23 protein-coding genes and 1 pseudogene are annotated in these 26,226 nt (G+C 69.1%); 12 read left to right on the forward strand and 12 right to left on the reverse strand.

What is annotated here, in order from left to right; genetic code table 11:
• A partial coding sequence (locus CSR00_RS30585) for a PGRS repeat-containing protein (RefSeq protein WP_407662402.1) occupies positions 1-1,777 on the reverse strand: 1,777 nt, incomplete at its 3' end.
• Positions 1,778-2,119: 342 nt separating this feature from the next.
• Between CSR00_RS30585 and CSR00_RS06085 the strand changes: the two genes are divergently transcribed.
• Positions 2,120-3,001 (forward strand): haloalkane dehalogenase, encoded by an 882-nt coding sequence (locus CSR00_RS06085; RefSeq protein ID WP_099021501.1) that lies wholly within the window; start codon positions 2,120-2,122, stop codon positions 2,999-3,001.
• A gap of 11 nt (positions 3,002-3,012) precedes the next feature.
• On the opposite strand, the gene CSR00_RS06090 is transcribed toward CSR00_RS06085, so the two are convergent.
• Positions 3,013-3,618: a TetR/AcrR family transcriptional regulator gene (locus CSR00_RS06090; protein ID WP_099021502.1), complete on the reverse strand. Its 606-nt coding sequence runs from the start codon at positions 3,616-3,618 to the stop codon at positions 3,013-3,015.
• 170 nt (positions 3,619-3,788) lie between these two features.
• Here CSR00_RS06090 and CSR00_RS06095 point away from each other — a divergent pair, with 170 nt between their 5' ends.
• Positions 3,789-4,235: an MmpS family transport accessory protein gene (locus CSR00_RS06095; protein ID WP_099021503.1), complete on the forward strand. Its 447-nt coding sequence runs from the start codon at positions 3,789-3,791 to the stop codon at positions 4,233-4,235.
• Complete coding sequence (locus CSR00_RS06100) at positions 4,232-7,168, forward strand: MMPL/RND family transporter (RefSeq protein WP_099021504.1); 2,937 nt, start codon at positions 4,232-4,234, stop codon at positions 7,166-7,168. Before CSR00_RS06095 ends, CSR00_RS06100 begins: the two co-directional genes overlap by 4 nt.
• Positions 7,169-7,238: 70 nt before the next feature.
• Here CSR00_RS06100 and CSR00_RS06105 read toward each other — a convergent pair whose 3' ends face one another.
• Both CSR00_RS06105 and CSR00_RS06110 read right to left on the reverse strand, forming a co-directional pair.
• Positions 7,239-8,909, reverse strand: a complete 1,671-nt coding sequence (locus CSR00_RS06105) for an alpha/beta hydrolase (protein WP_176561928.1) — start codon at positions 8,907-8,909, stop codon at positions 7,239-7,241.
• A gap of 580 nt (positions 8,910-9,489) precedes the next feature.
• Complete coding sequence (locus tag CSR00_RS06110; protein ID WP_099021578.1) at positions 9,490-10,152, reverse strand: TetR/AcrR family transcriptional regulator; 663 nt, start codon at positions 10,150-10,152, stop codon at positions 9,490-9,492.
• A gap of 117 nt (positions 10,153-10,269) precedes the next feature.
• Here CSR00_RS06110 and CSR00_RS06115 point away from each other — a divergent pair, with 117 nt between their 5' ends.
• From CSR00_RS06115 to CSR00_RS06125, 3 genes are all read left to right on the forward strand, one after another.
• Positions 10,270-11,748, forward strand: a complete 1,479-nt coding sequence (locus CSR00_RS06115; protein ID WP_099021506.1) for a cytochrome P450 — start codon at positions 10,270-10,272, stop codon at positions 11,746-11,748.
• A gap of 67 nt (positions 11,749-11,815) precedes the next feature.
• Positions 11,816-12,907, forward strand: a complete 1,092-nt coding sequence (locus CSR00_RS06120; protein ID WP_407662404.1) for a glycoside hydrolase family 6 protein — start codon at positions 11,816-11,818, stop codon at positions 12,905-12,907.
• 121 nt (positions 12,908-13,028) lie between these two features.
• Positions 13,029-13,940 carry an alpha/beta fold hydrolase gene (locus CSR00_RS06125; RefSeq protein ID WP_099021507.1) on the forward strand — a complete coding sequence of 304 codons (912 nt, stop codon included), beginning with the start codon at positions 13,029-13,031 and terminating at the stop codon, positions 13,938-13,940.
• On the opposite strand, the gene CSR00_RS06130 is transcribed toward CSR00_RS06125, so the two are convergent.
• The 3 genes and pseudogenes from CSR00_RS06130 to CSR00_RS31175 all read right to left on the reverse strand — a co-directional run.
• Positions 13,922-14,662, reverse strand: coding sequence for an SDR family oxidoreductase (locus CSR00_RS06130; protein WP_099021508.1), 741 nt, complete (start codon positions 14,660-14,662; stop codon positions 13,922-13,924). The two genes, CSR00_RS06125 and CSR00_RS06130, sit on opposite strands and share 19 nt — an antisense overlap.
• 119 nt (positions 14,663-14,781) lie before the next feature.
• Complete coding sequence (locus tag CSR00_RS06135; RefSeq protein ID WP_099021509.1) at positions 14,782-15,528, reverse strand: cutinase family protein; 747 nt, start codon at positions 15,526-15,528, stop codon at positions 14,782-14,784.
• Positions 15,529-15,910: 382 nt separating this feature from the next.
• A pseudogene (locus tag CSR00_RS31175) lies at positions 15,911-15,967 on the reverse strand (hypothetical protein); the annotation flags it as partial.
• Between the two features lie 158 nt (positions 15,968-16,125).
• Between CSR00_RS31175 and CSR00_RS31180 the strand changes: the two are divergent.
• The 3 genes from CSR00_RS31180 to CSR00_RS06150 all read left to right on the forward strand — a co-directional run bounded on the left by CSR00_RS31180 (position 16,126) and on the right by CSR00_RS06150 (position 17,166).
• Positions 16,126-16,473, forward strand: coding sequence for a DeoR family transcriptional regulator (locus CSR00_RS31180; protein WP_245905861.1), 348 nt, complete (start codon positions 16,126-16,128; stop codon positions 16,471-16,473).
• Positions 16,474-16,505: 32 nt separating this feature from the next.
• Complete coding sequence (locus CSR00_RS31185; protein ID WP_245905862.1) at positions 16,506-16,685, forward strand: DeoR/GlpR family DNA-binding transcription regulator; 180 nt, start codon at positions 16,506-16,508, stop codon at positions 16,683-16,685.
• A gap of 160 nt (positions 16,686-16,845) precedes the next feature.
• Positions 16,846-17,166 (forward strand): hypothetical protein, encoded by a 321-nt coding sequence (locus CSR00_RS06150; RefSeq protein ID WP_176561929.1) that lies wholly within the window; start codon positions 16,846-16,848, stop codon positions 17,164-17,166.
• A 139-nt stretch (positions 17,167-17,305) separates the two neighbouring features.
• Here the strand turns inward: CSR00_RS06150 and CSR00_RS06155 are convergent, their stop codons facing one another.
• The 4 genes from CSR00_RS06155 to CSR00_RS06170 all read right to left on the reverse strand — a co-directional run bounded on the left by CSR00_RS06155 (position 17,306) and on the right by CSR00_RS06170 (position 21,425).
• A complete protein-coding gene (locus CSR00_RS06155) occupies positions 17,306-18,025 on the reverse strand; it encodes a hypothetical protein (RefSeq protein ID WP_099021510.1) in 720 nt (239 codons plus the stop codon).
• Complete coding sequence (locus tag CSR00_RS06160) at positions 18,022-19,251, reverse strand: phosphatidylglycerol lysyltransferase domain-containing protein (protein ID WP_099021511.1); 1,230 nt, start codon at positions 19,249-19,251, stop codon at positions 18,022-18,024. The genes CSR00_RS06155 and CSR00_RS06160 overlap by 4 nt, the downstream gene beginning before the upstream one ends.
• The gene (locus tag CSR00_RS06165; protein WP_141564300.1) at positions 19,248-20,774 is read right to left on the reverse strand and encodes a S53 family peptidase; all 1,527 of its coding nucleotides are present in this window, start codon (positions 20,772-20,774) and stop codon (positions 19,248-19,250) included. Before CSR00_RS06165 ends, CSR00_RS06160 begins: the two co-directional genes overlap by 4 nt.
• Before the next feature lie 207 nt (positions 20,775-20,981).
• Positions 20,982-21,425, reverse strand: coding sequence for a nuclear transport factor 2 family protein (locus tag CSR00_RS06170; protein ID WP_099021512.1), 444 nt, complete (start codon positions 21,423-21,425; stop codon positions 20,982-20,984).
• Positions 21,426-21,514: 89 nt separating this feature from the next.
• Between CSR00_RS06170 and CSR00_RS06175 the strand changes: the two genes are divergently transcribed.
• A complete protein-coding gene (locus tag CSR00_RS06175) occupies positions 21,515-22,624 on the forward strand; it encodes an MBL fold metallo-hydrolase (protein WP_141564295.1) in 1,110 nt (369 codons plus the stop codon).
• Positions 22,625-22,628: 4 nt separating this feature from the next.
• Here the strand turns inward: CSR00_RS06175 and CSR00_RS06180 are convergent, their stop codons facing one another.
• Positions 22,629-24,629 carry an MFS transporter gene (locus tag CSR00_RS06180; protein ID WP_099021513.1) on the reverse strand — a complete coding sequence of 667 codons (2,001 nt, stop codon included), beginning with the start codon at positions 24,627-24,629 and terminating at the stop codon, positions 22,629-22,631.
• Between the two features lie 294 nt (positions 24,630-24,923).
• Between CSR00_RS06180 and CSR00_RS31535 the strand changes: the two genes are divergently transcribed.
• Entirely contained in the window at positions 24,924-25,277 is a 354-nt protein-coding gene (locus CSR00_RS31535; RefSeq protein WP_281259675.1) for a MerR family DNA-binding transcriptional regulator, read from the forward strand.
• The gene (locus CSR00_RS06190; protein ID WP_099021515.1) at positions 25,274-26,221 is read left to right on the forward strand and encodes an SDR family NAD(P)-dependent oxidoreductase; all 948 of its coding nucleotides are present in this window, start codon (positions 25,274-25,276) and stop codon (positions 26,219-26,221) included. The genes CSR00_RS31535 and CSR00_RS06190 overlap by 4 nt, the downstream gene beginning before the upstream one ends.
• Positions 26,222-26,226: the final 5 nt, after the last annotated feature.

Consider the following 26,226-nt stretch of genomic DNA (forward strand, 5'->3'; position numbering starts at 1 on the left):
CTGAGGACCTGTCGCAGGCGCATGGACAGCGGCATAAGGGTCCGATGAGGGACCGGCGGCCGAAGCCACCGGAACCCCCGGTGCCGGCTGCCCCGCCGGCGCCGCCGTCCCCACCGCGGCCGAACAGCAGCGCACCGGCACCGCCTGCTCCACCCGTCCCTCCGTTGCCGCCGATCCGGCCGTTCCCACCCGGGCCGCCGTCCATACCGGCGGTGGTCGCGTCGGTGCCATGCGCGCCGGCACCACCGTTGCCGCCCGCGCCCCCGCCGCCGCCGTCCCCGCCGCGGCCGAACAACAGGGAACTCCTCCCACCGGCACCACCGGCGCCGCCGTCTGTGCCGTCGACACCGGGACTGCCGTTCACACCGGAACCACCGGTGCCACCATCGCCGCCATTGCCCCACAGCAAGCCGCCGACACCACCTTTACCCCCGGCGGCCCCGAACCCGCCGGCACCACCATTGCCGCCGTCCCCAAACAGCAGACCACCGTTACCGCCCGTACCTCCAGCGACTCCGGCGTCCGCGCTCGACCAGCCGTCACCACCATCGCCGAACAACCAGCCACCGTCGACACCGTTCGGATTGGCCTGCGTACCGTCGGAGCCGTCGCAGATCAAGCCACAGCGGCCGCCGAAGGCGAATAAGGAGTTGAACGGCAGATGGAGTTCGGTCCCCACCGCCGGCGGGGTGACACGCTTGTAGCTCGGCCTCCCGTTCAGATCGCGCACCGCGAACCACAGCGAGTTGACGAGCGGTCCGACCGGCACGGTGGGAACAGGCCCATTCGGCAGCGGCGTTGTCGATGCGGCCGTCAACGTGGGCGTCGCCATGCTCTGCCCCGAGGTTTCAGGCCCCGTGGGAGCCGAGGAGACGGCCGAAACATCTTGGACGGGAGGACTTGATCCTTCGACGGTCGGATGGTTCTCATCCTCAACCGCGCGAACCGCCGACGGCTCCACCGCATGAGCGGGCGCGCTCGACGATGCCGTCAATGCCGCAGTTTCGGCGGCCTCGGAGACATCCGAGTTGTCCTGATTCTCGGTGGGCCCACCTCGTCGGCGATCGGTGATATCGCTGGGCGGATCAGCGGAGCCATCGGAGTCGGCTGTCGCGTCTTCGCCGACATGGTCGGATGCCTCGCTGTCGTCCTCGCTGACCTGGACCTCCTGCTCGGCGAGGTGCATCTCGTCGTCGACCTCGGTCTCGTCGTCGACCTCGGTCTCGTCGTCGGTCTCGGTCTCGTGCTCGGCGAGGTCGGTGTCATCCTCGGTGTCGCGGGCATCGTGCTCGGCCAGATCGACGTCGTCATCACCGGTGTTGCCGTGCTCGGCGGCATCAACGCCGTCGCCGTCGTCGTCACCGTCGGGAGTTGAAACAGTCCGCCGCTCGGCCGATTCCGTGGAAGGTGTTCGACGCGTGGATGCCTGTGGCGTCGTAGCTCCGGACGACGCCGTACGCTCCGACGAATCGGAACGGGTGTCCGATGCGTCCGCGGCGGCGACACCGTGTCCTGTGGTGATGGCAGCGCCCAGCCCCACCGCCACGGCGCCCACACGAAGCCATTGCGCGCACGCTCCGGCGGTCTGCTGCCGCCGTCTCGGTGCGACGCTCGATACATTGTCGGCCGGTGTCCCGGACAGGACGGACAACGCCTGCCCGATTGCCGGATCAGCGTCATTGGCCGCGTTCGCGCGGCCGGGTCGGGCCCCGTCCGTTGCGGTCGTGAATCCGTCTGTGTTGCGCCCGGGCGCAGTCTTCGCAGTAATGATGCTCAACTCCTCGCTTGATATCCCTTACCACCGGAATGTTGCGTCGGTCACAAACCGCCGGGATTTGCTGTTTATAGACGTGGCTCGCGAGGCCGGTCAAGAAATCGGCAGCCGCTCAGACGGGTACTGGTTATGCCCGTATGTATTCGATGGTCCATGTCCCCGCACGCAGGGTGTTCAGGACCTCCCGCTGCACCACAAGGTGGTATTAGCTGCACTCGTATGAATAGTCCCCTGGACCGCGGGGACCCATACACGGCATCGTCGGAGTGCCGCGGTGGCCGGGGTCGGCGGGGCATTCGGGAGCCGCTCGGCAGCTGCTCCGAAACACACTGGAGGTGGCCGTAGATGACTGATGCGCCCAGGCACGGGGAAGTTCGTGTCGGGAAGCGGGTAGTGGACGTCGCGGAATCATTCATGGCCTATCGCGAGTCCGGAGAGGGTGATCCGATCCTCTTTCTGCATGGCAATCCGATGAACTCTTTCCTGTGGCGCAACATCATGGTCCAGGTGCAGGATCTGGGCCGGTGTATTGCGCCCGACCTGATCGGGATGGGTGATTCGGGGTGTCTGCCCGGCAGTGACTATCGCTTTGCGACTCATCGCAGGTATCTGGAGTGCTTCTGTGATGCCCTCGACCTCGGTGACCGTGTGATCGTGGTCGGTCACGACTGGGGTGGTGCCCTCGGATTCGATTGGGCGAAAAAGCATCCCGAGGCCGTGCAGGGTATCGCCTACGGAGAGACGTTGGTGCACCCGGCGGTGGGGAACGAGCCGGTCGAGCGTGCGGACCTCATCAGGTTCTGCCGATCATCCGACCGTGAGGCGGCCGTGCTGCACGGGGACTTCCTCCTCGATATCTTCCTGCGGGCGGGCACGCTGAAACCTTTGGCCGCGGACGTGGAGCAGGAGTACAGAAAGCCTTGGTCCATCCATGGAGAATCGCGGCGGCCCATGCTGTCCTGGGTGCAGGAGGTGCCGCTTCTGGGTGAGCCCTCCGATGTTCACGGTGCGATCAGCTCGTACGCGGAGTGGATGGCGTCGTCGCCGATTCCGAAGCTTCTGATTGTGTCGAGCCAGGGGCAGCTGGGTGGGGCCAACCTGGAGTATTGCCGTACCTGGCCCAACCAGTCGGAGGTCTCGGTCGAGGCCGGGCACTTCTTCCAGGAGGACGCTCCAGGGGTCGTGGGTAAGGCGCTCAGGGCGTGGATCGGCGGTCTTCGTCGGTAGTCGGCATGGCGTCAGCCCTTCCATCCCAGGCTGGGCAGCAGCACGCGGTCGACCAGGGTGCGTACCGTCTTCTCGGTCGGCGGCCGGCCCGAGATCAGGGAGCGGAACACCAGGTATCCCGGTAGCAGGTCGTAGATCTCGTCGTCGATGGCCGAGGCGTCGATCTCGCCGCGTTGCACCGCGGCGGCCAGCACCTCGTCGATCACCAGCTTGCGCTGCAGGACGAATTCGTTCTGCATCGCGGCGCTGAGCCGCGGATTGTGCGACATCTCGTTGAGCACCGCCCGCATCGTGCTGCTGTGTTCACACGCGTGGTGACGCACCCCGATGCCGATCGCCAGGAGGTCGCTGCGCAGCGAACCGGTCTGCGGGGCGGCCGCCATGGACCGGGTTCCCTCGATGAAGGCGGCCAGCACCAGATCCGCCTTGGTGGGCCACCGGCGGTACACCGTGGACTTGCTGGCCTTCGCCTTGACCGCCACCGCCTCGACCGTCAGCCTGTCGTACCCGTGCTGTTGGAGCAGGTGCAGCGTGACCGCCAGTAGTTCGGCTTCGCGCGCGGTCCACCGCGATTCGGGCGCCGCGACATCGGCCTGCACCGCTACCTCCGCAGTCACGTGTCCAGCCCCTGTCGTCCATCGCCACCGGTTTCAGACCGTCGAAAACCAACGGTTGCGTCCAACAGTACGGTACCGTACCGTTCCCTCAGGGTCCATTCAGGTGCTGTCAGGCAGGGCCGGGCGGGGCCGGACTCCACGGGGTTGGCCGGGTATCGAAAGGCATTCGGGTGAAGAGGTTTTCGGTCGCAACCCTGGTGAGGCGGCGGTGGACGGTGATCGTGGCCGTCGTCGTCGTCGCAGTGGTCGGCTTCGGTATGTACCGGCTGCACGGAATCTTCGGCTCCAACAACGTCGTGTCGAGGCCGGGCGCGGAGGCCCTGGAGAACGCCGGCTTCAACCCCAAGCGGGTGCTCCTCGAGGTGTTCGGCTCACCGGGATCGGTGGCCACCATCAACTATCTGGACGAAAACGCCCAACCGCAGCGCGTCGACGACGCCCCCCTGCCGTGGTCGCACATGTTGACCACCGACGAACCGACGATGTTCGCCGACCTGCGCGCCCAGGGTGACGGGACCGCCATCGGCTGCCGCATCACGGTCAACGGCGTCGTCACGGACGAAAGGTCCACCGACAACGTGAACGGCTACATCTCCTGCCTGGACAAGACGGCATGAGCGAGCGCAAGGTCGACGAGCAGGCGGAGGGCGCCGTCGAGGAATCACGCCCCGCGCGGCTGATCCGGCGACTGTCCGTGCCGATCCTGTTGTTGTGGGTCGCCGTCGCGGCGGTCGCCAACATCATCTCTCCGCAGCTTGAGGTCGTCGGCGCCGAGCGGTCGGTGTCGATGAATCCGGCCGATTCGCCCTCCATCCAGGCCATGCGGCACATCGGCCAGGTCTTCCACGAGTTCGACTCCGACAGTGCGGCCATGATCGTTCTCGAGGGCGACAAGCCGCTGGGTGCGCCCGCCCACGAGTACTACGACACCCTGGTCAAGAAGCTGGAGCAGGACACCAAGCACGTCGAACACGTCCAGGACTTCTGGGGTGATCCGTTGACCGCCGGTGGCTCGCAGAGCAAGGACGGCAAGGCCGCGATGGTGCAGGTCTACCTGGCCGGGAACCAGGGGGAGGCGCTGGCCAACCAGTCCGTGGACGCGGTGCGCGACATCGTGGCCAGCACGCCGGCCCCGCCGGGGGTCAAGACCTACGTCACCGGGGCCGCACCGTTGATCGCCGACAACTTCGAGGTGGGCAGCGCGGGCACCCACAAGGTCACCGCCATCACCTTCCTGGTCATCGCGGTGATGCTGCTGATCGTCTACCGGTCGATCAGCACGACGCTGATCATGCTGGTCACCGTGTTCGTCGAGCTGGCCGCCGCCCGCGGTGTGGTCTCCACGCTCGCGCACTGGGGCGTGATCGGGCTGACGACGTATGCGACGAACCTGTTGACGTTGCTGGCGATCGCCGCCGGCACCGACTACGCGATCTTCATCGTCGGGCGCTATCACGAGGCGCGCAACAAGGGGATGGATCGCCTGTCGGCCTATCGCGACATGTTCCGTGGGACCGTGCACGTGATCGTGGGCTCCGGGCTGACGATCGCGGGTGCGGTGGCGTGCCTGAGTTTCACCCGGCTGCCCTATTTCCAGACATTGGGCATCCCGGCGGCCATCGGTGTGCTCGTCACCCTGGCGGCCGCCCTGACACTGGGGCCGGCGGTACTGTTGATCGCCACCCGGTTCGGTCTGCTGGAGCCCAAACGCAAGCTGCGCGCCACCCGGTGGCGCCGCATCGGGACCGCCATCGTGCGCTGGCCGGGCCCCATCCTCGTCGCCTCCTGCGCGATCGCCCTCATCGGAGTGCTGGCGCTGCCGGGATACAAGACCAGCTACGACGTCCGCCCGTATCTCCCCGGTTACGCCCCCGCCAAGATCGGCTACGCGGCCGCCGAACGGCACTTCTCCGAGGCCCGGCTCAATCCGGAGCTGCTGATGGTGGAGTCCGATCACGACATGCGTACCCCGGCGGACATGCTGATCCTGGAGCGCATCGCCAAGAGCGTCCTGCACACCCAGGGCGTCAACCTGGTGCAGTCGATCACCCGGCCGCTGGGGACGCCGATCAGCCACAGCTCCATCCCGTTCCAGATGAGTGCACAGAGCGCCAGCCAGATCATGAACCTCAGCTATCAGCAGGCCCGCGGCGCGGACCTGCTCAAGCAGGCCAACGAGATCAGCAACACCATCGACATCCTCAAACAGCAAGTGGCGCTGCAAGAGCAGAGCTCGGCGGCCACCCACGAACAGACCGAGGCGTTCCACGACACCGTCACGATCGTCAACGACCTGCGGGACAAGATCGCCAACTTCGACGACCAGTTCCGCCCGATACGCAACTACTTCTATTGGGAGCCACACTGCTTCGACATCCCCATGTGCGCCGCGCTGAGATCGGTCTTCGACGCCATCGACGGGATCAGCAAACTGAGCGAGCAGTTCAGCTCCATCACGGCCAGCCTGGACAAACTGGACGCGCTGCAACCACAGCTGCTGGCGCTACTGCCCCCGCAGATCGCCATCCAGGAGCGCAACCGCGATCTCGCGCTCTCGAATTACGCCACCACAACGGGCATCAACACCCAGAGCCAGGAGGCACTGGAGAACGCGACCGCGATGGGGCAGGCCTTCGATGACGCCAAGAACGACGATTCCTTCTATCTGCCGCCAGAGGCCTTCGACAACCCCGACTTCAAACGCGGTCTGAAGCTGTTCCTCTCGCCGGATGGCCACGCCGCCCGCATGATCATCACCCATGCCGGTAATCCCGCTACACCCGAGGGCATTTCGCACATCGATGCGATCAAGAACGCGGCCTTCGACGCAATCAAGGCGACTCCGCTGTCCGACGCCAAGATCTACGTCGCCGGCACCGCGTCCACCTACAAGGACGTGCAGGAAGGCGCGAAGTACGATCTGCTGATCGCGGCCATGGCCGCCCTGGCCCTGATTCTGCTGATCATGATGTTCATCACCCGCAGTCTGGTCGCCGCCCTGGTGATCGTGGGAACGGTCGCACTGTCGTTGGGCGCCTCGTTCGGCCTTTCGGTTCTGGTGTGGCAGTACATCTTCGGAATCCAGCTGTTCTGGATCGTGTTGGCCCTGGCCATCATCCTGCTGCTGGCGGTGGGTGCCGACTACAACCTGCTGCTGATAGCGCGGTTCAAGGAGGAGATCGGGGCCGGTCTGAACACCGGCATCATCCGCGCGATGGCCGGTACCGGCAGCGTGGTCACCGCGGCCGGTCTGGTGTTCGCCGCCACCATGTCGTCGTTCATCTTCAGCGATCTGGTGGTGCTGGGTCAGATCGGCACGACGATCGGTCTGGGCCTGCTGTTCGACACGTTGATCGTCCGGTCGTTCATGACACCCTCGGTTGCCGCCCTGCTGGGCCGTTGGTTCTGGTGGCCGCTGAACGTGCGCCCGCGCCCCGCCAGCCAGATGCTGAGACCCTACGGATCCCGCAACGCCGTCCGGGCGCTGCTGGCCGCCCCGCCCGACCGTGGCCGGCGATCGGATACCGGGCACGCCGACGCCGACGGGTAGGCCGGGCTCTCCGACGGACTCGGTGCACGGCGAACACCCGAGTGCGTATCGTCAGTCGTCTGGCCGGGAGTCACGCCGGGTCGGGCTCGCCGGCGATCCCGAGCTGGCGATAGACGTCGTCGCGGTAGCGCGGAGCCTGGGAGTTGGAGTAGATCCCGCCCTGGGCCCAGTCGTGGATCTGCCCCATGCCCAGCACGACACCGACCTCCCGGCCGGCATCGAGCATGCGCTGGGCGAACACCAGTGCGCTGGGGGTCAGGATGTCCCGGGTGCCCAGATAGAACGTCGTCGGCGGCAGCCCGTCGACCGAGCCCGCCGTCGGATCCCACAACGGGTCGCCGTCGGGGAGGTCGCCCTGCCAGTCGGGGCCCTCACCGGGTTCGGGGATCGAGGACACGGGATCGCTGACCAGTTCGGCATTGGGATCGGTGAACAGGGAGTTCCCACTGAGTCCCGGGGACAACAGCACCGCGCGGCCCGGCATGGCCGCGGCGACGCACTCGGGCGAGCCCGCGCAGTCCCGGACGATCTTCTGCATGGCCACCGTCGCGATGAGCCCGCCCGACGAGTCCGCGTAGATGCTGACGTTGTCGGCGCCGTGTTCGGCGACCCGGGCCGCGATGAAGTCCGCCATCGGCGCCACGATGGTCTCGGCGTTTCCGCCCTCCCCGGGGGTGACCATGGGGAAGATCGGCACGACGACGGTGGCTCCGGTGGCGCGGGCCATCGAGGCGTAGTCCATCCACTGGATGCGGTTGGGCTGGTAGACCAGCGCCCCGCCGTGCACGGCGATGACCTGCTCGCCGGACGGATGGCGTGAGGCGATCTCCCATACCTTCCAGGACTGCTCGGCTCCTGCGGCGTCGGTGAAGGTGTACTGGCTCTGCTCGGCGCCTACCCCGATCCTGGCCATCCACGGCGGGTTCGCCGAGGCCATCAATCCCGACAGCACGTAGGAGATGTCGAACCCGACGACCTTGGAGATCTGGTGCAGCACACCGAGTACCGCCACGGTGATCCGGTCGGAGAACGACGGGGGACCGGTCACCTCGGTGTGCTCGTAGAGCCCGGGAGACACCACCACGCCGGGTGCCAGCCCGATCGGTGCCTGCTCCGCCGCGGTGGTCTGGCCGGTGGTGACCGGTTTCGCGGCAACCTTGGCGACCGATGCCGCCGGATCGATCTCGCGGCGGGCGAATGCGAGCAGCGCCCACGGGGCGGGGGATGTGGGGGGCGTGCCGGGACGCCCGCCGGCGCCCCACGAGGTGAACACCGTGTCGACCAGGGTGGCCAGGGTCGGGGCGCCCGGCGTCTCGGGCGCCTCGGGCCGGGGGGCGCCCAGCGCCGCGAGCGGTCGCCGCGGCCCGGGCCCCGGCGTGCTTCCCGCGGCTACGGCCGGTGCTTCGGCCACTTCGGCCACTTCGGCCGCTTCAGTCGCTTCGGACACCTTGGTCACCTTGGTCGCCTTGGTCACCTTGGTCACCGCGGATATCTCGGCCGACTCGGATATCTCCGGGGTGGGATCGGCCGCGGAGGTGGCGGGTGCCGGCGCGGCGGTCGCGCCGATCGCCGGGTCGGATGACACCTCGAGCGACGGCTGGCGCCAGCGCCGCGGCGCACGCGGAGACCGAGAATCGGACGGCGACCACACGGAATCCGTGACGAGCGGCTCGCCGCGGGTGACCCGCCGGGACCGGTCCGTGGCCGGTGCGGGGTCGGGATCCCCCTGTTCGCCGTGCACGTCCGGTCCGTCCTGTGCTTCCGCCTCGTCCCCGGTGTCCGGCTCCCCGGTGTCCGGCCCCTGTGCGTCCGGCTCCTCTGTGTCCGGTCCCTCGTGCGCATCCCGGCCATCGACAGGGTCCCGCTCGTCGCGCGTGGCCCGCTTCGACCGGGTGTCGCGGATCCCCGGCGTCGCGCGACGTGTCCGGGTGCCGGGTTCGGAGCCTTCCGGCGAGGGACCGCGCTCCGCGCGCCCGCGCCCGGAGCGGTCCGATGCCGTGTCTCCTGTCGTGCTGCCGCCATCGCGTGAGGCCGTCGACGCGGCGGCGCCCGCCGTTCCGGAATCGGCCGGTTGCGCGGCCGCCGGTGCGGACCCCCACCCGGCGAACGTCGCGACACCGAGCCCGCATGCCACCGTCAGGCCGCACAGCGACCCAGATCTACTCCCCCTTGAATACATGTCACCCAGTCAAGCACGCCTGTGACGGCAATCACAGCGAAGAGTCGTGGGCGGCCGGCGGCCCGCCCGGGGGTGATTGTCGCAGCACAAGGGGGTCGGCCCGGGGGTCACTCGCGACGCGGCAACGCTGCGATGCGCACGGCTAGCGTCCCGGGGCGGCCTCGCCGTCGCGGGGCGCGGCGAGCCGCCGTTCCAGTGCGCCGGTGATGTCGGTGGTGGTCACGACGAGGGCGATCATGAAATCGATGAGCTGGGGCCGGCCGACGTCGAGGCGGCCCCGGTACCACTGGGCCGCCAGGTCGAGAAGGCCGCTTACGACGGTCAGGGCGGTCAGGGTGACGGTCTCGTCGGTGCCCGCGTCCGCGCCGAGCAGTGCCCGCACCTGCCCGGTCATCACCGTGGTGAGGACGTCGACCATCTCGGCGCGACGGCCGCCGAGGGCTTCGGCCGTCTGCAGCTCGACGAGCAGTCGCGCCCGCCGCGGGTCCTCGTCGATGAAGCCGAACGCGAACTCGATGACGGCCCGGACGCGCGCCCGCAACTCGTGGGGTGAGTCGGCGACCGCCGCCATGATCCCGGTCAGTGCGCGGTTGAACTGGTCGTCGAACGTGGCCAGGAGCAGCTCCTGGCAGTCGGCGAAGCTCTCGTAGAAGTAGCGGTCGTTGAGTTTGGCCCGGGCGCTGATGGCCCGCACCCGGAGATCGCGCACCCCGTTCTCGGCGACCGCGTCGAGCGCGGCCTCGAGGAGTTGTCGGCGGCGCTGTTCGCGCCGCTGATCGGCGGTCAGTCCACGATGCATGGCCATCGAAGCGGTGCACACCTCCGGATTCACGACGGGGCTTGCGCCGCCGTCCAGATTTGGTGAAGACTGTCACCAAACCACTTTGGTGAAGCACTTCACCATCGATGATAGGGGTGCGCAATGTCGGTGACTCGGTCCCGGTATCTGCTGGACCAGGCCAGGCGGCGGCTGACCCCGACGTTGAACACCATTCCCGGTATGGGGATGGTGGAGCGGCGGCTGCGGGAACACCCCTGGCCGCAGTTCCCGCTGGCCGAACCGCCGGCGGGCAGCGGCCTCAAGCCGGTGATGGGCGATGCCGGACTGCCGATCCTGGGCCACATGATCGAGGCCTTCCGCGGTGGCCCCGACTACATCCTGGAGCTCTACCGGGCCCACGGCCCGGTGCACTACCTGTACTCGCCGATCTTCCAGTCCGTGCTGGCGCTGGGGCCCGACGCCACCCAGGAGGTGTTCGCGAACCGGAGAAAGGACTTCTCCCAGCGTGGCTGGCAGCCCGTCATCGGCCCGTTCTTCAACCGGGGACTGATGATGCTGGACTTCGAAGAGCATCTGTTCCATCGCCGGATCATGCAGGCGGCCTTCACCCGCCCCCGGTTGGCCGGTTATGTCGAGCACATCGATCGGGTGGCCGCACAGGTGATCGCCTCCGACTGGCCCGTCGACGACCCGCGGTTCCTGTTCCACCCGGCCGTCAAGGAGCTCACCCTCGACATCGCGTCGGTGGTGTTCATGGGTCATGAACCCGGCACCGACCGGGAGCTGGTGACCAGGGTCAACGATGCCTTCGCCCTGACCACCCGGGCCGGCGGCGCCATCATCCGCACCGGCGTTCCGCCGTTCAAATGGTGGCGCGGACTGCGGGCGCGCACGGTGCTGGAGCGCTACTTCCAGGCCCGCGTCGCCGAAAGCCGCGGATCCGAGGGCACCGACATGCTCACCGTGCTGTGCCACAGCGCGGACGAGGACGGCAACACGTTCTCCGACGCCGACGTGGTCAACCACATCATCTTCGTGATGATGGCCGCCCACGACACCTCGACGTCGACGTTGACCACCATGGCCTACCACCTGGCGGCCAACCCCGAATGGCAGCAGCGGTGCCGCGACGAATCGGCGCGCCTGGGCGACGGCCCGCTCGACATCGACGCCCTGGAGAAGCTGGAGTCGCTCGACCTGGTGATGAACGAGTCGTTGCGTCTGGTCACCCCGCTGCCGTTGAACATCCGCCGGACGGTTCGCGACACCGATCTTCTCGGGCACTTCATCCCGGCGAAGACCGACGTGGTGACGTGGCCGTCGGTCAATCACCGGTTGCCGGAACTGTGGACCGATCCCGACGTGTTCGACCCGGACCGGTTCGCCGAACCGCGCTGCGAGCACAAGCGGCACCGCTACGCCTTCGCCCCCTTCGGGGGCGGCGCCCACAAGTGCATCGGCATGGTCTTCGGGCAACTGGAGATCAAGACCGTGATGCATCGGCTGCTGCGCCGGCACCGGTTGGAGTTGCGCACTCCGGGCTACCGGCCCCGGTATGACTACGGCGGCATGCCCGTCCCCATGGACGGCATGCCGATCGTGCTGCGCCCGTTGACCTGACCGGGGCCGAACGCGCTGCGCGCCCGCACACTTCCGCGACGGGCGCGGCCGGCCCCCGGTCCGACGAATCACCCGTCACAGCCGTATCGGGGATTGGCGCAAATTGACGCACCGCACTAGTTTTTCTGCGGTGATCTCCTCAGCTGCCGGTGCGGTCGCACGGTGGATTCTTCCCGCGATTCTTCCCGTGCTCACCGCCGCGGCCCTGACCTGCAGCGGCCTGTTGACCGGTCCGGTCGACAGCGGTCTCGCCCCGGCGGTGCGCCTGGCCAGCGACGCCAACCCGTTGGCCGGAATGCCCTTCTACGTGGATCCGGTGTCGAAGGCGATGCGGGCCGCCAACAGCACCACCCCGCCGAATCCGGAACTGGCCGCCGTGGCCAACACGCCGACGGCCTACTGGCTCGACGAGGCATTTCCGCCCTCGACGGTGGCCGGCACGGTTTCGAAGTATGCGGGCGCGGCCCAGGCCGTCGGGGCCATGCCGGTGTTCGCCCTGTACGGAATCCCACACCGCGACTGCGGCAGCTACGCCGCCGGCGGGTTCTCCTCGGGTGCGGCCTACCGCCAGTGGATCGACGCCATCGGCGCCGGGCTGGGTGGCGCACCCGCGGCGATCATTCTCGAACCCGATGCGCTCGCGATGGCCGACTGCCTGTCGGGTGACCAACGCCAGGAACGCTTCGACCTGATCCGCTATGCCGTCGACACCCTCACGCGTGACCCGGCCGCCGCGGTCTACGTCGACGCCGGGCATTCGCGCTGGGTCAGTGTCGAGGAGATGGCCAACCGGCTCAACCAGGTCGGCGTGGACCGCGCCCGAGGCTTCAGTCTCAACACCGCGAACTTCTTCACCACCGAGGAGGAGATCGGGTACGGCGAGGCGATCTCCGGACTGACCAACGGTGCGCACTACGTGATCGACACCGGCCGCAACGGCGCCGGACCCGTGCCGGATGACCCGATGTACTGGTGTAACCCCGGCGGCCGGGCGCTGGGAGCGCCGCCCACCGCGGCGACGGCGGGCCCGCATGCGGACGCCTACCTGTGGGTGAAACGTCCCGGCGAATCCGATGGCTCCTGCGGGCGCGGCGAACCGGGGGCGGGCACCTTCGTCACCCAGTACGCCGTCGAGCTGGCCAGCAACGCGGGCCGGTAGCCGCCGCAGGCACAGATCCCGGCCACCGGCCGTCTCGGCGGCCGTTCTGCAGAGCCCCGCAAGTTACCAGCCGGTAGGCTGGCCCCGAGAGGATGCCTCGAGAGGATGTGGGAGGGCTCTCATGCCGGACCTGAAGTACGTCGACATCCATGGTGATCGCATCGCCGTTCGCGACGAGGGCGACGGTGAAGCGCTGCTGCTGATCCACGGGATGGCCGGCAGCTCGAAGACGTGGCGGGAGATCCAGCCGCAGCTGGCCAAGAAGTACCGGGTGATCGCACCGGACCTGCTCGGCCACGGCCTGTCCTCCAAGCCGCGTACCGACTATTCGCTGGGCGCCTTTGCCGTGGGCCTGCGCGATCTCCTCGATGAACTGGGAGTCGGCTCGGCGACGGTGGTGGGGCACTCGCTGGGCGGGGGAATCGCCATGCAGTTCCTCTATCAGCACCCGGACTACTGCCGCCGCCTGGTCCTGATCAGCAGCGGCGGGCTCGGCCCCGATGTGGGGTGGGTTCTGCGCCTGCTGGCGATGCCGGGCGCCGAACTGCTCATGCCGGTGATCGCACCCCCGCCGGTGCTGCGTGCCGGCGAATCGTTGCGGTCACGGCTGAGTTCGCTGGGGCTGCGTTCCCCGCGCGGCGCGGAGATCTGGAACGCCTACTCGTCCTTCTCCGACTCGCAGACGCGCGGCGCCTTCCTTCGGACACTGCGCTCGGTGGTCGACCATCGGGGCCAGGCCGTCAGCGCGCTGAACCGGCTCAGGCTCAAGCAGGGGTTGCCGACGCTGGCCATCTGGGGCGAGCAGGACACGATCATTCCGGTGGAGCATGCCTATTCCGCACTGGAGGCCCGCCCGGACTGTCGCCTGGAGGTGATCCCCGACGTCGGCCACTTCGCCCAGGTCGAGGCGCCGGCCGCGGTCGTCGACCTGATCGACGACTTCATCACCACGACCACGGTTCGTCCGGTGCCGGCCAGCACACCAGCTGAGGTGTGCAGGGAGGCCGGCGCGCCTCACGCCGTCATCAGGTAGTCGGCCCCGCCGACGTACACGGTCCCGGGCGAGTAGTCGGCGGTCGCCGCCGTGGCGATCGCCGCGGCGAACTCGCCGACCGTCGGAAGTGCCGCGCGGGCGCGGCGGGCCGCGACGGCGTCGGGATCGCGGCGCTGCAGGAGCCGCACGATGATGGTGCCCTCGACCATGTCGCCGGAGACCACGGTGAGCCCGATGCCGGCCCGGGCGAGCTGCGGGCGCATCGCGTGGAGGGCCGTCTCGCCGGCCCGCTTGCTCGCGGCGACCGCGGCATAGCCCTTCGGCACCGCCTTGTGGGGGAAGAAGTGCGCCTGGTGGCTGGTGACGAAGACGATCCGCCCGCCCACGGGCATCAGCGGTATCGCCAGCGCCGCCAGCCGAGTCTGGGCATCGCGGTTGAGCCGCATCGCGTAGCCCGGGTCGGCCCACAGCTCCAGACCGCCGGACGCGTTGAGGATCAGGGTGTCCAGCCGCCCGAAACGCGCCGCGATGGTGTCGATCAGGGCCGCGGCACCGGCCTCGTCGGAGATGTCGGCGGCGACGGTCGAGGCGTGTCCGCCGGCGGCGCGGATCGCCTCGGCGACAGTGTTGGCGCGCTTGGCCTTCTCCCGGTAGCTCACGACGACATGGGTGCCGGGGTGGGCGAGCCGCTGGGCGACGTCCGCGCCGATCCCGCGCGACGCACCGGTGATGAGGACGACTCGTTCGGGTGCGGGTGACATGGCGGGGCTCCTTCCGGGATTACTGCCGATCGCCTCCGACCATACACAATTTTTAAGAAAAGTAAGCGATATCTAAGGTAACGGTAAGAGGTCGAATCGGCCGTCGGCCCCGGCGGTGGTCAATCCAGACCGGCCGACCCGCCCGCAGCCGAGGAGAGCGCGGTGGCGACGAACGCGGCGGCCTGGTCGGCCATGCCGTTGGTCTTGTAGGCACTGTGGGCGGCGCGGTCGAGACCGCCGGGGGAACAGACCGGGTCACCGGGCGCACACAGTTCGATGGTCTTGGCGGCGTAGAGGTGCCCGACGGTGATCGGCGGCGCGGAGCTGTCCACGAGGTTCAGGAACCAGTTGTCCGGGGTGCCGAACAACGCGACGGCACCCACATGCTGGGCCGTGGCCGGGGGGATCGGGCCGGCGATGCCGGCCGGCAGCGCCAGCCCCGGCGGGACCGCGTCGAAGGTGGTGTAGGCCGCCACCGCGGCACCCTGGGAATACCCACCGAGCACGATCTGGGTGTCCGGGCAGGTGGCCGCGATGGCCTCGATCTTGTTGCCGGCGTCGGCGACTCCCTGCGCCGCGGCCGGAAAGTCCAGTGACGCGGGATAGTTGACACCGTAGACGTCGACGGATCGGCCGCCCAGCCGGCCGTCCAGCGCGTCGATGAACGCCTGCCCGACGGCCCCGACCCCGGGAGCCTCGAATGTCCCTCGCGCGAAGACGACCTCGACATCCGGGCAGGAGGCGGGCGCGGCGGCGGCCACGCCGGCTGCCTGCGGGGCCCAGAGCGCCGCGATGGCGGCGATCGCCGCGGCCAACCGGGACAGCAGGCGCGATCGCGCCGGGAAGCGTAGAGCGCCGATAGCCATGACGGGTTCCTTTCGCGGCCGGGTGGCGCGGGTGAGGCGCGGCGCCGATATGCCGAGACGACGATGTGTGAGACAACGATGGGTGAGACGGTGTGCTGGTACCACCAGGCCCAACGCTGCCGTATCCGCCGCTCATTCCACATCGGTGCTGGCGCCCACTCGGTGCTACCGCTGGCGACCCCCACCCGTTGCAGCTAGCCGGAACCGGCACGCATCGGCGCACTCTCGACGGCGAGATCGGTGTGGTGAACCGCGCGGGCGCGGCGGCCTCTCGCGTCCGGGCCGGGGCGGCCCCGAACTCGTCGTCCGCCGGGCGATTCCTGGAGTCGGCTCCACAGAGGGCGATTCTCAGATCCGACGGGCCGATGTATACCCAGTCGAGTCGGTCGACGGCGCAGATCTCCTCGACATCGGCCAACCCTGCACGAGTTTCGACCATCGCTAGGACCACCGGGTCCGGTCCGCCATGGCCGGGGTGAATCCGATCCGCAGCTGGGCGCGCATGGGTCCGTACGAACGAAAACCGTTGGGTGGATCGGTGGGTTCCGGGCCGTTACCGAGATCGTGCACTTGGCCCGCTCCAGTGGAGTGGTCGGCGTGGAGGAGATCTCGCCTCGATTCGGTGTCACACCCGCGACGACCCGGCGCGACCCCAGCTTGCTCACCGAACAGGGCATGGTCACTCGCACCTGTAGCGGGGCGCTCGCCTTGAACTGCCACCCCGAGTCGCCACTTCGACAGCGTGCAGCCGAGGGGTACGAGGCCAACCGCAGCATCGCCAGGTGGTCGCAGAACAGGTGCAGTCGGGCGAGATCGTGTTGCTCGACGCCGGGACACCGTCGGGTGCGATGTGGTGAGTTTCTCTGTGCGGTGGACAATTTCACCGTGATCACCGGGGTGCTCACCGCCCTGGGGCATTGGCGGACGCCGACGACGTCGGGGTGAAATGCACCGATGGGACGCGGTTGAAGGAGTTGATGATGCGGCGCTGCGAACGCGTGTACATCCTCGCCCACGCCGACAAGCTGGGGCGCCGTCCCTTTCACGCCTGGGCGCCGCTGGTGCCGGGCGCGGTGCTGGTCACCGATTCGGCCGCCGACGACGCGCTCATCGCGCCGTTCCTGCGCAAGGGCATCGAAGTGGTGCGGACACCCTGAGCGGATTCTCACGCCCGGGACACCGGCAGGAGCGTCCCTGTCGCCCGATCGCCGGTGGAAGGTGAATGCTTGGTCGAGTTCCGGTAGTGTCAACCTGCGTCGGGGCACGTGAGCGTACACATGAACGGTGCCTCCATTACCAGCGAGTGAGGGGCGGCATATGTCCGTTGTAGATCTGCCTGCCGGCGTCGGTGAGGTGTCCGGGAAGTCACTGCGGAAGTTCACGACCCGGGCGGTTGTCTCGGTGGCCGTGGGAGCGGGACTGATGTGGTCCGTCGTCGCGTGCGGCGGCGGCGAATCGACGGAGAGCCCGACCACCACCACCACGACGACCACGACCACCACCACGACGAGCCCCACGGAGGGCGCACCGGCACCCACCGAGTCGCCGGCCCTGCAGCCCACGACCAAGGGTTCGCTGGATCCCGGACCGTCCAGGATCGGGTCCATCAACCCCGACAACGTGGGCCCCGGCGACTGATTGACCGGACCTGCAGACTCCGCTACGGCTCCCCTGAGCCGTAGCGGAGTCTTGTCTGGGCACGTCTTGTCTGCATTTCACGTCTTGTTCGCATTTGTAGTGCGGTGACGATCGGGCCGACGATCGGGCCGGAGCCCGATCAGCGCGGCGGGTCGTCGCGCCAGCGGAAACTGTTCACGTGATCGCCCATGTCCACCGCGACCTCGAGGTTGGCCGCCGACGGTAGCCCCGGGCCGAAGTCCGGACCGAACTTGTGGAACGGCCCGACGGCCCCGGCCACCAGCGCCAGGTCGTCCTTCACCGCCACCAGCACCATCACCCGCATCCGCGAATAGCTCGCCGTCATGCCCTGGGGCCAGCAGTCGGCGACCAGGCCGTACCCGGGGTGGTAGCCCACCATGGCGTTCGGGACCTCGTAGGCGTTCTTGGTGTCGGGAAACGTCTTGCGCACCAACTCGGACGCGATCTGCCGCGGTGTCCTGCCCGCGGCGGGAACACTGAACAGGCGCATCGTGCCCCCGTCGCCATCCAGCAGTTCTGCGGTCACTCCGTCGTCCTGGGTGGTCACCTTGAACGGGGTGTCCGGGGGTGGGTAGGACACCGAGAACGCGCCGTCGGGGGCGGTGAAGCGCGGATTGATGGCCACGGGTTCGCCCATCGGCGGCCGCCCGCAGTCTGGCGGACACGCGAATCTCGCCGCCGGCTTCTGCAGCGCCCCGGACAGGCTGACCAGGCCCGCGGCGACGACGCCGATCGCGATGACCCACACGACGACCAGCCGGCGGTACGGCGTCCTGGGGGCCGCGGGAACCTCGTACGTGCCGGAAAAGTACAGGTCTCCCGGCGCAGTGGTGCTCACGCCTGCGGTCCCGTGTCGACGAGGACGGGACGATTCTCCCGCCGCGATCGGCGCGACGAGCGCGACGAGGCCCGGGTCGCTGCCCCGCACGCGGCGCAGAACGGCATGTCGGGAACGACATGGCCGCACTGCGCGCAGAGCAGGGGCTCGTCCTGGTCCGGTTCGTCGTGGCCCTCGTGCAGCAGCGCCAGGTGAAGCCCCACCCGCAGGGTCAGCAGCGCGACGGCGGCGATCGTGAGATGGACTGCCAGCTGTAGCAATTGCGGGACCCGCGCGACATCGACGAGTCCGATCGCGGCGTAGAGCACCATCACCGCCACACCCATGAGCGCCAGCACCAGGCGCACATAGGTGCGGTGCTGATCCCTCTTGTTCGCCGGCCGCCGGAACCACAGCGCCGTGCCGATCAGCCCGCCCACGCACGCGGCGGTCAACGGCACCGCGATGCCCTGAATACCCGCCTGCACCAGCAGCCCGTCCATCGGACGGCCGCGCGCGACCATGCCGGTGGCGAACTGCGGTGAGAGCCGGGTCAGCGTGGCCGCCGCGGTGAACATCAGTGCGCCCAGCGCGCCGAGCGCGAAGCCGTCCAGGGCCTCCCTGCCGCGGGTGGGCCGCAGCAGGCGCATCACCAGCGCAGGCACCAGCATCAGCAGCATGCTCCCGATCGGAACCCCCAACCCGTCCCGCAGGACCCGGGTACCGGCGATGCCCGCCCCCAGCGGAACTCCGTAGGCGCGGGCGGCCGCGGCCCCGGTGAGCAGCACCCACCCGACACCGATGCCGATGCCCAGCGCGGACGTGATCACGAGGGTGGCCGACGGGATGTCGCGGTGGGCGTCGGCCTCCTGCAGATAGATCAGAAACAGCAGCGGAAGTCCCAGCGCCGCCACGGTGATCAATGCCGCCGGAAGCCTGAACAGCGTGACGGTCAGCAGCGTGACGATCAGCAGCGCAAGCCCGACGAGGAACGACACCCGGGTGCGCGGCGACAGGTGCGGGAACAGGGTACTGCCGATGTTCGGGGTCAGCAGGTGCTCACCCGGTGACGCGCTGAAAGCCGTGAGGCGCAACCATTCCGGGCGGTTGTTCGGGTGGTCTTTGAGGTGGCCGCCGCAGAGACCGCAGAAGTTGCCCGCGGGAACGGCGAGCTGGCAGACCCCGCACTCCATGGTGGGACGCCCCTCGGCGGTGGTCCCGTCGGCCGATCCGGAATCCTCGCTCATAGCCCCGTCCTCTGCAGAATGAGTAGGTTGCGCACGAGGTTGTCGACGTCCGGGGTGCCCAGGCCGGTCGTCAGGTCGTAGCCGGGTCCCGCCGAGTAGACGGCATTGCCGCCCAGTGTCACGTCACGAAACGCCGGCAACGGTGCGCCCTGGGCGATCCGGTACAGTAGCGGGTTGAGATCGCCGATGAGCTCACCGCCGTTGTCGGTCAGGAACTGGTTCATGAGCGCGGCGAGGCCCGCCCAGATGGGCGCCGACTGCGAGGTTCCGCCGCCGACGAAGATCTGCTGTTGCATGATGATCGCCATTCCGGTGAACGGATCGGCGACCGCGGCGACGTCGGGCGTGAGCCGTCTGCCGCGGCTCTGGTCGGAGGGGACGGTGGCCGCCGCCTCCCGTTGCCACGACGGCATGTCGAACAGGGCCGAGACCCCACCGCCGGTGCCCTGCGAGAGCGGCACGTCGAACCAGGCCTGCTCGGCGAGCCACCGGGCGTCGGCATCGGTGGACAGGGTGGTGCCTCCGACGTTGGTGATCTCGGGCAGCGAGGCCACCGAGTCGAGCCCGACGTCGGCTTCCCCGGGTGGGGAGTCCCAGTCGGCGCCGCCCTTGCATTCCAGGCCGGCCAGGTCGCCGCTGGCGTTGAACGCGACGGTGCCGTGGGACTGCGCGAGCCGCATGGCCGACTGCACCGGCGCGAGATCGGCCGCGGTGATCAGCTTGTCGCATCCCCAGCCGATCGAGAAACTCCACACCGCCCCGGGAAACCGGCGGTCGGTGTCCTCGAGCATCTGGCCGATCTTCTCGTAGCCGCCGTCGCCCTCGACGGTGGGACGTGCGTTGACGACGACCTTGTGTGCGTCGGGGGCGATCGCGTGGACGATCTCCAGGTCCATCGTCAGCTCGGCTCCCGGCGGTCCAGGCTGGCCGCCCACGACCTCGGGGGTGAACGGCGGCAACTCGAACGTCGAGGAGAACGTGTCCAGATCGGCCTGGTCGAACCCGTCGAAGGCGAAGACGACGACGGTGGCGCCCTTGCCGGTGTAGCCCTCGGCGGCCAGCGGCGCCGCGTTGTAGGCGGTGAGCACGGCGTTGGGGGTCAGTGCGCGGTCGGGAACGTCGAGGGGGAACATCCACGGCAGCGAGGTGCGGTGCGGGAGGTAGCTGAGGATCCGGCCCAGCTGGTCGACCTCATGGTCCAGCGCGGCGGGCACCTGCGGCTGCTGGGGGGACGCATAGAACTCCTGCCCGCGCCGTCCCCGGTAGTCGTGCACCTCGACGTCGAAGGCCCGCGACATCGCCTCGGGCGAGCCCTCCACGATCGCCCACTCGTCGCCGGGGCGCCAGCGCACCGCGAGGTCGTGCCGCTCGGCCCACCCGATCAGAGCGACCGGCCGGCTGGTGTGGTGTAGGGCGGCGGTCAACTGAATGTGGTCGCCCTGTGCCGGCCCGAGGTCGGTGGAGGCTCCCAGCAGCAGCCGCATCGGCCCGCTGATGTCGGATGTCTTGTCGCCCTGCTGCATCCGCAGGTCTGACACCGGGGCCAGCACGGCGATGAGCAGCAGCGCGAAGAACCACGCCGCGGGTTTGACGCTCCGGCGGCGCGGGGCTGCAGCGATCGGCGACAGAGTCGGCGAAGACGTCACGATCGCGCGCACCCGTACACAGCTCAACCTCGCGTTCGGCCGGTTTCTGGCATTCTAGCGGGCCGTCGGGTCGCGGCGCTGGCGTCAGAACTTCAGGTGGTGGCCGGTGTCGCCGACCTGGTCGACGAACATGGTCCGGCTGTCGAACCACCACGCGCCGTCGATGCGGTGGAAGGTGTCGTGGTAGTGGCCGGTGACGATGACCTGCAGGGGCAGCTCGGCAGTGGCCTGGGTGACGCAGTAGTAGGCCCTGCCCGTGGCCGTGCCGGCCGCCTCGTCCACCAGGATCTGCACGTTGCTGGTGAGGTGTCTGGTCCCGGGAGTGCCGTCCTCGTGGACTCGGACCGCCGTCTCGTACATCTGGCGTACCCGCTGCGCGCCGGCGAACACGGTCTCCGGTGGGCCGTTCTCCACACCATAGATCCGTCCGTGGACGAACAGGGCGGCCACACCGTCGAAGTCGCCCGCGTCGAGCCGGAAGGCATACTCGTAGACCAGGTTTTCGATCTCGCGGGCGGCGTCGCTCATCGTCGGTAGACAACCAGCGCGGCGGTGGCGTGTCAACGTGTGGATGCGTTCCGCGGTGTTCTGCGGCGCCGCGCGGCTATCGTGTCGCCATGGGGGAGAGCTGCGGCTGCGACCGCGACGCCGTCGGTGCCATCTCGAGACGGGCCGCGCTGGTGGCCGGGTCGGCCTTCGTCGGTGCCGGGCTGCTGAGCACCACCTCGGCGGTGGGCTCCGCGGAGCCCGACCCGGCCTCGGCGGCGCTTCCGCGGAACGCCCTGATCACCCTGGGAGTTCAGGCCGGGCCGCCGCCGGTGCCGCACCGCATCGGGATCTCCTCCGCGCTCAAGATCGGATCCGACGTCTACGTGATCGACTGCGGGCTGGGATCGTTGAACGCCTACACCAATGCGGGGCTGACGTTCAACCAGCTGAAGTCGATGTTCATCACGCACCTGCACACCGATCACATCGTCGACTACTACAGCTTCTTCCTCTCCGGCGGAGCGCCGTCGCGGCCCGGCCACCCCGCCGTTGCGGTGTACGGCCCGGGCCCGGCCGGGGGGTTGCCGCCCTCCGAGGTGGGAAATCCCAACCCGCCCATCGTCGACCCCGCCAATCCCACACCCGGATTGGCCGCCACCACGGCGGCCCTGCAGCAGGCCTTCGCCTACACGAGCAACATCTTCATCCGGGACAACGGTGTCGCCGACATCCAGGACCTGATGGCGGTCACCGAGATTGCGGTGCCGCCGGGATCCGACTACCGCAACCGGGCGCCCAACATGGAACCCTTCCCGGTGATGTCCGACGACAACTTCACCGTCACCGCGATACTCGTCCCGCACTACGACGTCTACCCGGCATTCGCCTTCCGGTTCGACCTGAAGAACCCGGCCGTGTCGGTCACGTTCTCCGGTGACACCGTCAAGTCGGACAACGTGATCAGGATCGCCCAGGACACCGACATCCTCGTGCACGAGGCGGTGTTCACCCTTGACCCCGGCTTCTATCACGAGCGTTTCCCGCCGAATTACCTGGTGAACTCCCACACCTCGGCACTGCAGGTGGGCGAGGTCGCCGCCGCGGCGCGGCCCGGGCACCTGATCGTCAGCCACTACGACCCGCCGGATCTGCCCGACGCGCAGTGGCTCGGCGAGATCGGCAGGAACTTCACCGGCCCCACCACGATCGCCCGCGACGGGCAGGTGTTTCCGCTGTAGCGGGCTATCGAGCGCTCACGGCGCGGGCGGGTTCCGGTTCGAGGCGGCATGCCTCCGGCACGAGCAGCACCGGCGTGCGGGCGTGGGCCGCGACGGCGTCGGAGACACTGCCCTGCAGATGCCCGAACAGTCCGTGCCGGCGGTGCGGTGCCAGCACGATCAGGCTGGCGTGGTGGGTCTCGGCCGCCTCGACGATGCCCCGCCAGGTCGGCGTGGCCTCGACCGCGACGCTGTGCGCACGGAAGCCGGCACGTTCGGCCAGTGACGCACCGTGTGCGGCGGTGCGTTCGGCGGCGTGGCGTACCTCGGTGGCGTTGTCGGCGTCGAAGTGCGCGGGGTCGGCCGGGGTGAATCCGACGTCGACCACCCGCCAGACGCACACCACCAGCGCCGCACGGTCGGTCCCCAGCTGGCGCGCGGCGTGGATGATGGTGCCCGCGGCGAGGTCGGAGCCGTCGTAGGCGAACAGGATCGGCCCGTCCGGTGCCGGGGCATGCCGGGCCACCGCGGGGGCGGGCGCGGGCTCGCCCGTGTGCCCGATGACGACGCCGGAAGCGCCGGAACGGACGCGGGCCAGCAGTGGCGGCGAGTACCAGGCCGGGGAATCGCCGTCGAGGAACTCGTCGAGGTCGGGCCGCTGCGGCCTGGCCCCGCTGAGCACATAGACGAGGACGGCGAACAACGCACCGCCGATGGCCAGTCCGAACCCCACCCAGAGTGCGATTCCGGTGCCCGCGACCAGGTCGCCCGACACCGAGAGGGCCAGGTGGCCGAGCACCGGAGCCACCATGAACGCGGCCACCGCCCGCAGCAGCTCGATGATGGCGAAGACCCGCTGCAGGCTGGCCGACTGCAGCGAGAAACCCGCAACGAACAGCGCCGGGGCCACCGCGGCGCCCAGCGCCAGCCCGGTCAGCGCCGTGGCGACCAGGACCAGTGTCTGGTTGGACGGCAGCGCCGCCCGGAACACCAGGATGCCGGCGGCCAGCAGCACCATGCCGACGAGCGGAAGGTAATGCATCGCGCGGCGCGTGATGACGACGCCGAACACCACGGCCATCACGATCGCACCCCCCAGCTCGGGCAGGTAGAGCATGCCGACGTGGGCGGGGCTGTAGGTCTGCATCAACACGTTGGCCGTCAGGGCCGTCGCCGCCACGGAGGCGGCGGCGGCGAACAGCGCGAGCCCCACGCCGGCGACGGGGATGGAGCTGGTGAAGATGGTGCGGACGGTGAGCAGCGGGCGGCTGGACCGGAACTGGTAGACGATCAGGACGACGATGAGCAGCAGCCCACCCAGCATCGGCACGGTGGCCGCCGGGTCACCGAACCCGTGGGTGGTCAGCTGGGCGGCGCCGATGAAGGCGGCGGCGCACCCGGCCGCGGCCAGGGCGATGGCGCGCAGATCCCGCGGCGCGTCGAGGTCGGCCGGAGGCGCGTCGTCGAACGTCAATCCGGCCATGATCAGCGCGGCCAGGGCGATCGCGGCGACGATCCAGAACAGCGGACGCCACGCATGCGCCTCGGCCTGCACGCCCCCGATGAACGGCCCGATGGCCACCGCGCCGAACACACACATGTTCATGATCACCGCGGTGTTGCGCAGCTTGTCCCGAGGGAAGCCGATGGTCAGCGGCGGTGCGGCGGCGATCAGCAGCATGCTCGTGGCCAGTCCCTGAAGGATGTGCCCGCCGATGAACATCGGCGCGTCCTGCGCCGCGGCGGCCAGTACCGAGCCGACGACGAGCAGCACCGCATAGGCCAGCAGCATCCTCCGCTGCGGCAGGTGCTGGGCCAACTGAACCGCCACGACGGTTCCCAGGGCGTAGGCGGCGTTGCCCAGTCCCGAGCCCAGGCTCATGGTCTGGGCACTGATGTGCAATTCACCGGAGATGATCGGCACCAGCGGGTCCATCGCCGCCGACAGCGCCAGGTAGGGGATCAATGCGAGGGTGACCATCGCGGCCACCGCCGGGTACCGCCCGGCCAGGGGACCCGGCCGCATCAACGCTGCCCGGTGTCGCCGGCCGAAGCGGGGCGACCGCGGTGAGTACGACCGCGGTGAGTCGGGTGGCCGGTCAACGGTAGGGGCGCGCACACGTAGCGCTCCAACCTCGACGGTGGGGGCTTTGTTCCTGAGCGCGGCCCCGATCGGTGCCAGGTTCGTCACACCCGGCCCACCGGCAGCAGGCACGGCCGGGCTTGACCTCCAGCGCTTGAGGTCCCTCATGATGGGTGCGTGCCAGTTTCAGTGCCTGTTTCAGTACCAGTTTCGGTACCAGTTCCGCTGCCGGTTTCGGTGCCGACCGATTCCGAAGACGCGCCGATGACCATCCAGGAGGTCGCCCGGCGGTCGGGGCTGAGGAAACCGACGCTGAGGTACTACGAACAGGTCGGGCTCATCGGGCCGGTGCGTCGCGATCCGTCGAGCGGCCATCGCAGATACTCCGCCGCGATCGTCGCCCTCCTCTCGGCCCAGGTCACCCGGCTGGACGACGAACTCCGCGCCGTGCAGCTTCGCCGCGCCTATGTCGCGGCGAAGCTGTCGTTGTGGCAGGCCCGTGCGGACGGCGACGGCGCCGCGGAGAGCGCGGCCGTCGCGGCAGCCCTGGCGGCCGCCACCGAACTTCGGGCCGGAGTGGACCGCGGATGACCGACGCCCACGACCGTGTGAGGACCCCGTTCGGCTTCGCCAGCACGGCAGCGGATGTGCTCGACGGCGTCGACCTCAGCGCCAGGACCGTCCTGGTGACCGGCACGAACTCGGGGATCGGTTTCGAAACGGCGCGCGCTGTCGCGGCCGCGGGCGCCCGCCTCATTCTCGCGGCGCGCGACGAGGACAAGGCCAACGAGGCCGCGCGGCGAATCGTCGCACTGACGGGCAACGCGTCGACGGTCGCGCTCCCGCTCGACCTGGCCGATCTGGAATCGGTGACGCGGGCGGTCGGTTCGGTCACCGAACCGATCGACGTGTTGGTCAACAACGCGGGGGTGATGGCCATCCCCGAACTCACGAGGACCCGCCAGGGACACGAGATGCAGTTCAGCGTGAACTTTCTCGGGCATTTCGCGCTCACCCTCGGTCTGCACGACGCACTGGCCGCGGCCGGGGCCGCCCGGGTCGTGTGCGTGAGCTCCAACGCGCATCTCTACAGCCCCGTCGTCTTCGGCGACGTCGATTTCCGGTTTCGCAGATACGAGCCGATCGAGGCCTACGCCCAGGCCAAGACCGCCTGCGTTCTCCTCGGCGTCGCGATCACCCGGCGCTGGGGGCAGCAGGGCATTCTGGCCAATGCGCTCAACCCCGGCGCGATCGCCACGGGCCTGCAGAGACACACCGGTGGTATCAAGACACCCGTCGAGCGCCGCAAGACCGTCGAGCAGGGTGCGGCCACGTCGGCCCTGCTTGCGGCGTCGCCGTTGGTGGAGGGGATCGGGGGACGCTACTTCGAGGATGTCAACGAGGCGGCCGTCCGCCACGAGAGCCCGGGCCCGTTCGGCACCGGGGTCGCCGACTATGCCCTCGATTCGCGATACGCGGAACTGCTGTGGGAGACCGCCACCGAGATGGTGACCGCCCGACCGCGGGCGCAGTGACCGGG

This window comes from Mycolicibacterium palauense (assembly GCF_002592005.1).
GTDB lineage: Bacteria > Actinomycetota > Actinomycetes > Mycobacteriales > Mycobacteriaceae > Mycobacterium > Mycobacterium palauense.